This window comes from Empedobacter sp. UBA5528 (assembly GCF_002426075.1).
GTDB lineage: Bacteria > Bacteroidota > Bacteroidia > Flavobacteriales > Weeksellaceae > Empedobacter > Empedobacter falsenii_B.
In genome coordinates this window covers 1-10,234 of sequence record NZ_DINY01000010.1, presented here as the reverse complement: position 1 = coordinate 10,234, position 10,234 = coordinate 1, and the positions used below count along the sequence as shown (strand labels likewise).

The following is a 10,234-nucleotide window of genomic DNA, read 5'->3' as shown; positions in this document are numbered from 1 at the left end:
AACTTTCGTTAGGATATCCAGACACCCCGATTCATTCAGAACGTATTACTTCTTCTTTGAAAGATAATATTAAGGATAGCACATCTTCTAAAAACGATCCTCCTCGTGATAAAGATCCTTATATGAGAAATATTGATGAAGATGAAAACTGATGTTAGATGTTAGATGTTAGATGTTAGATGTTAGATGTTAGATGTTAGATGTTAGAAAGTTATTTTTTATAAATTAAAATACAAAGAGATGAGAAAAATTGCACCGTTTATACAAACGCTCATCTGCTACCTATTTATTGTTTTGTTTATTTATGCAGCGGTGAGTAAACTGATAGATTTTGAAACCTTTCAAACGCAGCTAGGACAATCGCCCTTATTAGCAAGTTATGCGATTACTATATCGCATGGAATTATTGCGATAGAACTTGTAACAGCAGTTATCTTGATGTTTGAGCGAACTAGAAAATTAGCCTTACAAATTTCACTTTTTTTAATGGTGATGTTCACCACCTATATTGTCATTATTCTACATTTCACGGCATTTACTCCTTGTTCTTGTGGTGGAGTTCTAGAAAAGATGGGATGGACGGAACATTTGATTTTTAATATCGTATTTGTAGGTTTGGCTCTAATTGGCATTAGAATAGCAAAATCCTCTCAAACATGGAGAGGCTATATAATTGAACAAACTACTCTTACAATAATCGGAGTTGTTAGTGTAACCATTATATACGGTTTATCTGAAAAAAAATCTCAATATAACAATGCTTTTACACGTAAATACATTCCGCATTTAGCAGAAAAACTAACTATACTCAACTTAGAATCCACAGGTTATTATATAGCAGGTATTGATAGTTGTTATGCTTATTTAGCTCATCCTAATGCTCCTTTATTTCTTAGAACTTATGATTACCATACACAAAATGTAACTAATAATCGGATCAAAATAAAAAATGAGCTACTCCCTTATAAACGAATAATAACATCCGTAAACTCCCCTTACTTCTACTTAGGGGATGGAACAGTAGGAATTATAGAAAAAGGAATATTAAACGATTATACAGCTTCTCTTGAAACTATTGATAATGCTTATTATAATCAATATGTTCCTGGAAAAAAAGATCATTTTGGTCTTTCTATAACAAGTCAAAAAACTAAACAAACAGCACTCGCTTTATTGTATAAAACAGTAGATGGATTTCAACTAAAAATAAACGATACAACTTTAAAAAGCCAACAAAATGGAGCATTTGATTTGGATGGATTACTCATTTGGAATGAACAACATCAGATCTTTTTATATGTCTATTATTATAAAAATGAAATTATCATACTTGATTCTATGATGAATGAAAAAAATGTTATGAAAAGCATCGATTCTTTAAATGAACAAGAACTTGATGTTGCTTTTTATAAAAAAGACCAAAACTATCGATTAGGTCCAAAGACAATTCGAGTGAATGAAACGATAGCTACCTATGGAGATTATCTCTACATCCACAGCAAACGACTGGGAAATTTTGAAGAAGAACACCAAAGTGCAAGCATCATAGATGTATATGATCTTGTAAACAACCATTATCTCCACAGTTTTTACCTCTATCATAAACCTAAACAACAACTTAGGGATTTTAAAATATACCAAAACTCTGTTTTTGCTGTAATTGATAATGAAATTTATCGCTATCAATTGAAAAAATAAATCGTTGCGCAGCGCAGGGGAAGACTGAAAACCTGTATAATAGAGTAAGTCACCACATTAAAATTATACAAAATGAAAACAAATTTTCTAAAAAAAGCGCTACCTATTGGGGTAGGAATGATGGCTGTTGCTTTTGCATTTGCCACTGAAGGTAAATCTTCTAACAAATCTACAGAGTATGCAACTGCATATATTTACAATGATTTAGAAGAATGTGAACAGGTAGATGCCACTTGTAATAACATAGGAACTGTAAGTTGTACAATTGGTTCTAAAGAAGTATTTGAATTTAAAAATGGTACTCAATGTAGTCAAAACTTGATGCATTGGCAACCATAATTTAAAGGAAAGGAGCGTAATAGCTCCTTTCTCTTATTTTAAATATGTATTAAACCAACTTAAGATTGAATCATATAACATTTCTTGATTCTCTTTACGAGTTAAATAATGACCATCATTATTAAATAAAATCAATTTACCTTCTTTATTTAATTTTTTCATTGCCATATACATATATATGCTTTGATACCAATTTATATTATAATCAGATTTACCAGTCCACAACAATAAAGGCGTTTTCATGTTTTCCACCTGATAGAAAGGTGAGTTTCTTATGTAGTTATTTTTATCTGTATAATAACTATCTTTCATTCGAAACTGCTGACTTTCTAACCTCCATGCTTGCTCTCTAAACCAACCTTCCCATTGTACATCATGCGACCAAGAAACCAAATCCATCACGCCAGAACCCGCTACAATTGCCTTAAACAAATTGGAATGTGTTGCTATAAATGCCGCTTCATAACCACCAAACGAATGCCCTATTAATCCTAATCTATTCTTATCAATATAGGATCGACTTACTAGTTCTTCTACACTATTTTCTATATTCACAACAATTGATTCACCTAAATTCCCTATTTGATATTCTAAATTGGGTAAAAAAACAAAATACCCATCCAATATATAATTAAGAATGTTAAAACCGTCTTCTGTATATTTTGTTGGACTTGCAAACTGATTTACTTTATACGTCATATTCTCGTATATATAGTAAATAACAGGATATTGTTTGGTAGGATTAAAATTAGTTGGGTAAAGTAAAATCCCTTTCGATTTGTTTCCTTTTATGTTCTTGTATTCTATACTTTCACTTTTACCTAAATCTAACTTTGCCAAATCGGGATTACTTTGATATACCATCTTTCTTTTTTTCGTAGCCAAATCTACACGCTCAATGACTGGAGATAAGTTATACCTAAACTTCTTAAAAAAACACGTTTGCTTATTAATACATACAACATTTTCAATCGTATTGGATTCTAAGACAATTGGTAAAATTTTACCTTTTTCAAAAAAAGCAAAACCATTTTGCTCATCTTTAGTCGATAGATCTAACATCAACTTTTGATTGATATCAATGTGAGAGGTATTTTTTCGTTCTTTTTTATTAAATCTATAACTTATATTCCCTTTACTAGCTGTTAACCTTTTAGCATTACCATTTTTTATATCATACATCCAAATATCAAACTCATCATACACAAATACTTCATTTTCATTTATAGACCACCCTTCTACTCCATATGGTGTTGGATGTTTATAATACATATCGTTTGTTTTATAAAAAGAATAATTTGATGGTATGGTAATTTTAATGTGCTTATCATTTTCTGTATCATACCCCCACCAGTTTGTATCTTTAAAATACATGATATATTTTCCACTCGGTGAAAATGAAAGATAATCGTAAGAAAAATAATGTGCCGGAACAATTAACTTCTCTTCTCCTTTTTCATAATTTTTTAGGTATAAATCGGCAACAGTATATTGTTCTGTAGAAGGTTCATTTTCTAAAAAGTCATACGCTAATGCATAATTAAAGTTAGGTTTAATGATTACAGCATTCAATTTATTTGAAGTAATGATAGAAAATCCATTCGTTTTTGTATCCCATCTTATGCTCTGTTTATTCAAAACATATTCTTCAGCAACAGCTTTTCTAGGTGCGATTAAAGCATCTTGGGTATCCCAAATACTGTAATTATCATTTTTACTCTTTACGATATCTACATTAAAAAAGACTATTCCGTTACGATCACTTGTAGTATCAAAACCATTTATTTTACGAACTACCTCATCAGAAAATAATTTTTTACAAGCCAAAGATTTTACCTCCTTATTTTGGGTATTAATCGTGTAAAGTATCCCTCCGTCGACCGTGTCTTCTAATAGAAGTATACTTTTTTGATCGCTTTGCCACCCTATGATCTTCACTTCATTTTTTGGAGTTATAAAGAGAGACTGCTGATTTTCTGAATCCGATTCCCATTTTTTTAATGTTTTAGTGTTAGAATCCATATTTGATGTTAGAAAAATTAACTCATCTTTGGCGGGATGCCACTGGTAGTTTTCAACATCGTGTATCGTATATGACTTGTTACTCTTCAAATCAAGTAACTGTAAATCTTTTTTCTCTTTTTCGCCCTTTCTTAGGAATGAAATTATCGTTTGATTATGGTTTGTAAAATATCTTTTATGTAATACCTCAACTTGCAAGATTGTTTTTAGTGTTTTTAAATCAATTAGATGCAAATTTGATTGATCATCAACAAAAGATAGTATATCATTATTTTTCAAAAATTTCAAAAGAATAATTGACCCCAATTCTTTTCTAACACCAGATTCTGTCTGTACAAGTATAACATTATTTTTATCTTGCATATCATTTACAACAACCCACTTTCCATCGCTACTTACATCTGTAAATAAAGTATGTTTTGTCCAATTCGAAGTTTTTTGACTCTCTTGCGCTTTTGCAAAACATCCCAAACAGACAAGCAGCATAACTAGTATTGTATTGAGATATTTAATAACCATCGTTTTGAGGATTTAGATTAGGATTAATCAATAATTCGCTTTCTGGAATTGGTAAAATTAAATCTCTTGGTTTCCAATTTGATTTTATAGGTTTTAGGGTTTCCTCGGCTATTTTCCAACGTTTCAAATCAAACCATCTATTTCCATGTTCTGTAAACAATTCTAGTTTTCTTTGAAGTATAAGTTCTTTTTTAATCTCATTTGGATTAGAAGAATTAAACGGATTTAACCCTGCTTTCTCTCGAATGATATTAATTTCTTTCACTGCCAATGCCAATTCGTTTGTATGCAAATAAGCTTCTGCTCTCATCAAGACTATTTCTGACAAACCAAATACAATAGAAAACTCTTTGCTTGAACCTGTATTTGCATTTTCTTTATATTTATACGGTATATACCAAGATTGTGTATTTGTTGTATTGCTTACTTTCTTTGTCCAAGATTGTAACCTTTTATCCTGTGGATCAAACTGGCTTATAAAATCTTGTCGTAAAGCTACTCGAGTTGGTGGTCCAGTATTAATAATAAAATATGATCCTTCTAACGTATTTTCACCATTTATGGTCGATGAAAATTGAAATATTGTAGACTTGCTTTCCTTTTTATATTGATTTTCTATTGGTTGTTGAAATGAAAAATTCTGATTTTGAACAATTCCTTGCGATTCACTCACTACTTTGTCCCATTTTTCTTGGTATAAGTACAGCTTACTTAATAGGGCTGATACTGCATATATAGTTGCTCTGTTATTCGCATTAGACGCCACATTATTTACCAATAAACCTTTTGCTTGGAGCAAATCTTTTTCGATATTATCGTAAACAATCTTTATTTCATCACGGTAAACATATCGATTGATCTGATAATTGGGTGTAGTGATATAGGGTATTTTACCATATACATTCATTAAATTAAAGTGCGTAAATGCTCTTATAAACAACACTTCTGCTATCAATTTATTTTTTAACTCAAGGGATAAATTTGTTGAATTATTTAATGCCTCTATAGCTAAATTTGTTTCATAAATAATTCTATAATTATTTGCCCATATAGACGTTACCAGTTTATTAGAAGGCAATAATTGATGAGTATGAAACATTGAAAGGTTATTGCTCGTAGAACCATAAAAATCAAGTTCATCTGCATACAAACTAAATAAAACACTTGCTCCATTTGTACTTCCCGATAACAAACCATCATTTTTCATGTCTTTGTAAATACTCGCAACTGCTGCATTAGCAGTTTGCTCGTTGTTGTAAACCTTTTCAATTTTTATTTCTCCCTTAGGATCATCTGTTTCAATCCAATCATTACAAGCAGCCAATGTGAATATGGCAATCAATAGGATGAATGTATTCATCACATATATTTTTCTATTATTTTTCATGGTTTTAATTTTTAAAATGAGATAGTTGTTCCAAATGCGATACGTTTTAATGGAGGTAAAAAATCTTCAATTTGTTCGGGATCCCCTCCTTTATAATTCGTAAGCGTTAGCAGATTAAAACCTTGTGCATATAAAGCGACTTTATAATTTTTCTTAAGAGGAACATTGTAGTTTATCGAGAGTGATTTTAACCTCACAAAAGAAGCATCACTTACAACTCCAGTACTTGTATAAAAATAATTTTGAGCAACAACAGCATTTGTATTAGAGCCTGTTGTATAAATTTGCGTACGTCCTTCATCTAGAACCGATGTAGGTTGATTAAAGAATGTACCAGCTGCATTTAATGTATGCAATTCGTTATAGGCTTTCTTTTTCGAAAATTGAAAAAGTACCTCAAGATTCCAATTGTTATAACGAATGGTATTTCCTAAACTTCCATACCATTTGGGATTGAAATCCGTATATATTCTACGATCATGGGCACTACTTATTTTTCCATCATTGTTATAATCCTCGAACATATAAGTTCCATTCACAGGGTTTATCCCTATATAATTGTATAGCCTTGTGATATTTATAGATTGTCCAATAACATATTGATTGCTATAACTGGATTGAGCTAGATTTTCGAACGCTTTTAATTTATTCTTTGGAAATGTAATTAAAAAGGATGTTTCCCATTGCCATTTATCTTTCTTAATATTGGTTGAATGGAGAGCAATTTCTAATCCTTTATTAACCACTACTGCATCTAAATTTGCTTGAATTGTTGTAAACCCTGTTGTAGCAGGTAACGAATAGCCTATTAGCTGATTATTGGATTGATTGTGGTAATAGTTTACTTCAAGATTTAATCTATTTTTCAGAAAAGCCAATTCTATTGCTCCTTCTATCTTTCGATTTTTCTCCCATGAAAAATTCGGATTATGTAGACGAGAAGGTGTTAAATAAGTTGTTCCATCATAACCATCTTGTTTTATAGAATACGTACTCAAATACTGATAATCCCCTATTTGATCGTTTCCAGTAATTCCATAACTCCCTCTCAATTTCCCGAAACTCAACCACGATTGATCACTCAATAGATGTTCTTTCGAAAAAATCCAAGCAGCGCCTATTGCACCAAAATTCGCTAGCTTATTGGCTTCTCCAAATCGACTTGATCCATCTCTTCTTGCTGTAAGATTAAGAATATATTTTTGATACAAACTGTAATTAAATCGTCCATAGATCGCATTGTATTTATATTGTGAAGAAATATCTTGCAGGAATTGAAATGTTTTTGCCGCGCTACTCACATTCATTAGTGCATTATCTGCAAAGCCAACTCCTCTTGTAACCAACTGATTTTGTTCGTTCATCATAAAAGTTGCTCCTACATTCAAGGTAATTTCACTATTTGTCCAACTTAAATGATAATCCAATTGCGGTTCTATTGACCATACTTCTTTTTCATTTTCATTCATTATGACACTACTATCAGCACTTGTATTACCATTAGCAGGATTTCTTACTGTATGTGGATTGAAACTTTTATCTTTTAAAATTGAATGATTATAACCCAAATTCGTTTTAAATGTAAATTGATCCGTTAAAGCATAGCTCATATTAAAGCTGGTATTCAACACATTTGCATGACTACGATATATACTATAAGTAGATGCTATAGGGTTTGTCCATGTATTATTTTCCCAATTTAGATTTCCATTTTCATCGAATAAAGCGGGTGCATTGGGAGCTAATTTTTTAGCTGTACGCGCTAAATTTTCTATTGGTAATACATTGTTATCATCTCCATAAATTAGGACAGTACCTACTTTAAATCTATTGTCTTTAGAAGAATGATTAAGATTGACAAAGGCATTCAGTTTTTTATAGCTATAATCCCCATATAAAACAGACGTTTCTTTCATAAAATTGGACCCAATCATAAAACTTGTTTGCTCGCTACCGCCCATAATATTTAGTCTTGTATTATTGGTTGTACCTGTATTCCCTATTAGTACTTTTTGCCAATCGGTATATCGCGTTTGATCCCATGCTCCATTAATATCATACGCATTTGCTGGGTAGTTTGTAATACCATCGTTTTCAAATGCTTTCTTTCGCAACATAAGGTATTGTTCTGTATTTAGAAGATTTACTTTTTTTGTAATAGAATTGACACTAATCGATGAATCTATATTAAATGTAGTTTTTCTCTTTTGTCCTTTTTTAGTCGTTATCAAAATCACGCCATTTGCACCACGCGAACCATAAATAGCTGTGGCATCCGCATCTTTTAAAACTTCAATCTTCTCGATTGATTTTGGATCGATAGAATTCAACGGATTAATGTTTGAATTGGGCATTACGGTATTAGAGATACTAGTGTAAGACATGGAATTCATATCAAACGGAACTCCATCTATTATAAACAATGGATCATTTCCTGCATTTATACTATTCTGACCTCTTAACCGAATGGTATAACCACCACCTGCTGTTCCTGTTGTTGGGGTAATTTCTAGACCTGCAACTCTACCTTGCAAGGCATCCAACACATTATTAACAGGTTGATTCTCTATTTCTTTTGCGGTTACACGTGCAATAGAACCTGTACGTTCTTTGTCTTTTACAGCATAGTAACCCGCATTCACCACCACATCTTTCAGCTGAATTCCCTCCACTTCTTTTGTGAAACGTACATTGATCACACTTCTATTCAACACTGCTTCTTCTCGAATAGGGAAATCCAATTGCTCAAAAATTAGTTTAGCATTATCTTGTTGTAAAATCAACGAATACTGTCCATTGTCATCGGTAAAGGTGGAATTATCGGTTCCCTCCTCTTTTACCATTACGCCCACCAGTGGGACTTGTAGTTCTATTACCGTTCCAGTCACGGTTTTTCCTGTTTGTGCAAACATAGGTGTTGCACAAAACAATCCCAATAGCACACTTATTATATGCCTATTGAGTTTGAAGTAAAATTTTTTCATAATTTTACATAAGTTTTTTAATTCAACATTAGTTTTAAAAGCCACTCCTTTTCCTGTACATCGCGCCAACTTTGTTTTGGGGAAAGGGGTTTTTGTTTTTTTTACGTTATAAGTTTTACGCTTAACGTTTTACGTTTTTATTCTTATTAATACTCAAGTTCACTTTTTATAACGGATTTTGTCATTCTGGGCTTGTCTCAGAATCTCATCTCGTTGGTATTCTTAGCTTGTCAAAAATTTCTTCCTTTCATTTTTTTGAGCATCCAAAAAAACGAAACAAAAAAAGATGCCGACAGTAGTCTCTCAATGATTCAACTAAATAAATTATTTCCATAAAGTTGGCAACTCACTCCACTCAAACACTCCAACTTTTTTATTCCAATAATTTAGAGTTGAATTACATTTCGATTCTAAATCGTCGGATTTTTAATTCTTATTTATATACTCAAATTCACTTTTAACAACGAGTTTAGAAACGGTCATTGCTGAAAAGTCGAGCGTCAATTCGGCGTAGTGAGCGTTAAAAATGATTTACTGTTCGCATTTCATATGCGAATGATTTAAAGCATTTAGCGAATAGCCGTTATTGACCGACTTGTAAGCACGGACTTGATTTTTTTTGATTCGTTTTTTTTATCAAGAAAAAAAATGAATAATCTTAATCATTCTCTTCAACTTTTTGACACTCGCCTCCAAATCATATGACGTTTTCTTCATTCTTTTTCAATACTCAAATTCGTTGTCATTTTTAAAAACGGATTTTGTCATTCTGGGCTTGTCTCAGAATCGCATCCTTTATAAATCCCCCGATATAGACAAGTTTTAAAAATTACATTAATAAATGAAAAAAATTAACACTAATCATTTTATGAAGATCATTTATACTCTTTGTGTTGTCTTCGGGGGATAGAGTGTGAATCTGTTTACTCTTTCATAATTTTACATCGTTTTTTAATTCAACATTAGTTTTAAAAGCCACTCCTTTTCCTGTACATCGCGCCAACTTTGTTTTTGGGAAAGGGGTTTTGTTTTTACGGTTTATGTGATACGCTTAACGTTTTACGTGTTATTCTTTCTTGCTGTCACATTGAGTGATTTTCGTTTCATAGAAAAAGAAAATAGTATCGAAATGTCTTTTCTTTATTTATCATTTTATTCTTCAAACTTTTACCTTAATGCAAAAGTTACAAAACATCAAGTCTTTGATTTTCGACGGTCAAAATAAGTTTCAGCCATTCAATGTTTTAAATCATTTGCTACGCAAACAGTAAAACATTTTAACCAT

General features: G+C 31.6%; 5 protein-coding genes. 2 read left to right on the top strand and 3 right to left on the bottom strand.

Going from position 1 to position 10,234, the window contains the following annotated elements; genetic code table 11:
• The first annotated feature begins 240 nt into the window (after nt 1–240).
• Nucleotides 241–1,698, top strand: coding sequence for a MauE/DoxX family redox-associated membrane protein (locus B4L98_RS02820; RefSeq protein ID WP_291077498.1), 1,458 nt, complete (start codon nt 241–243; stop codon nt 1,696–1,698).
• 72 nt (nt 1,699–1,770) lie between these two features.
• On the top strand, nt 1,771–2,037 hold the full coding sequence (locus B4L98_RS02815) for a DUF6520 family protein (RefSeq protein WP_225542528.1): 267 nt from the start codon (nt 1,771–1,773) through the stop codon (nt 2,035–2,037).
• Nucleotides 2,038–2,070: 33 nt separating this feature from the next.
• Here the strand turns inward: B4L98_RS02815 and B4L98_RS02810 are convergent, their stop codons facing one another.
• From B4L98_RS02810 to B4L98_RS02800, 3 genes are read right to left on the bottom strand one after another with little or no spacing between them, the layout of a single operon-like run.
• Complete coding sequence (locus tag B4L98_RS02810; protein ID WP_291077496.1) at nt 2,071–4,578, bottom strand: S9 family peptidase; 2,508 nt, start codon at nt 4,576–4,578, stop codon at nt 2,071–2,073.
• A complete protein-coding gene (locus B4L98_RS02805; RefSeq protein WP_291077494.1) occupies nt 4,568–5,965 on the bottom strand; it encodes a RagB/SusD family nutrient uptake outer membrane protein in 1,398 nt (465 codons plus the stop codon). The genes B4L98_RS02810 and B4L98_RS02805 overlap by 11 nt, the downstream gene beginning before the upstream one ends.
• 11 nt (nt 5,966–5,976) lie before the next feature.
• Nucleotides 5,977–8,877, bottom strand: a complete 2,901-nt coding sequence (locus B4L98_RS02800; RefSeq protein WP_291077491.1) for a SusC/RagA family TonB-linked outer membrane protein — start codon at nt 8,875–8,877, stop codon at nt 5,977–5,979.
• Nucleotides 8,878–10,234 lie beyond the last annotated feature (1,357 nt).

What these genes read in the sequence shown, in the direction of transcription:
- B4L98_RS02820 (WP_291077498.1), top strand. Translation starts at nt 241, where the DNA reads ATGAGAAAAATTGCACCGTTTATACAAACGCTCATCTGCTACCTATTT.
- B4L98_RS02815 (WP_225542528.1), top strand. Translation starts at nt 1,771, where the DNA reads ATGAAAACAAATTTTCTAAAAAAAGCGCTACCTATTGGGGTAGGAATG.
- B4L98_RS02810 (WP_291077496.1), bottom strand. Translation starts at nt 4,578, where the DNA reads ATGGTTATTAAATATCTCAATACAATACTAGTTATGCTGCTTGTCTGT.
- B4L98_RS02805 (WP_291077494.1), bottom strand. Translation starts at nt 5,965, where the DNA reads ATGAAAAATAATAGAAAAATATATGTGATGAATACATTCATCCTATTG.
- B4L98_RS02800 (WP_291077491.1), bottom strand. Translation starts at nt 8,877, where the DNA reads ATGTTTGCACAAACAGGAAAAACCGTGACTGGAACGGTAATAGAACTA.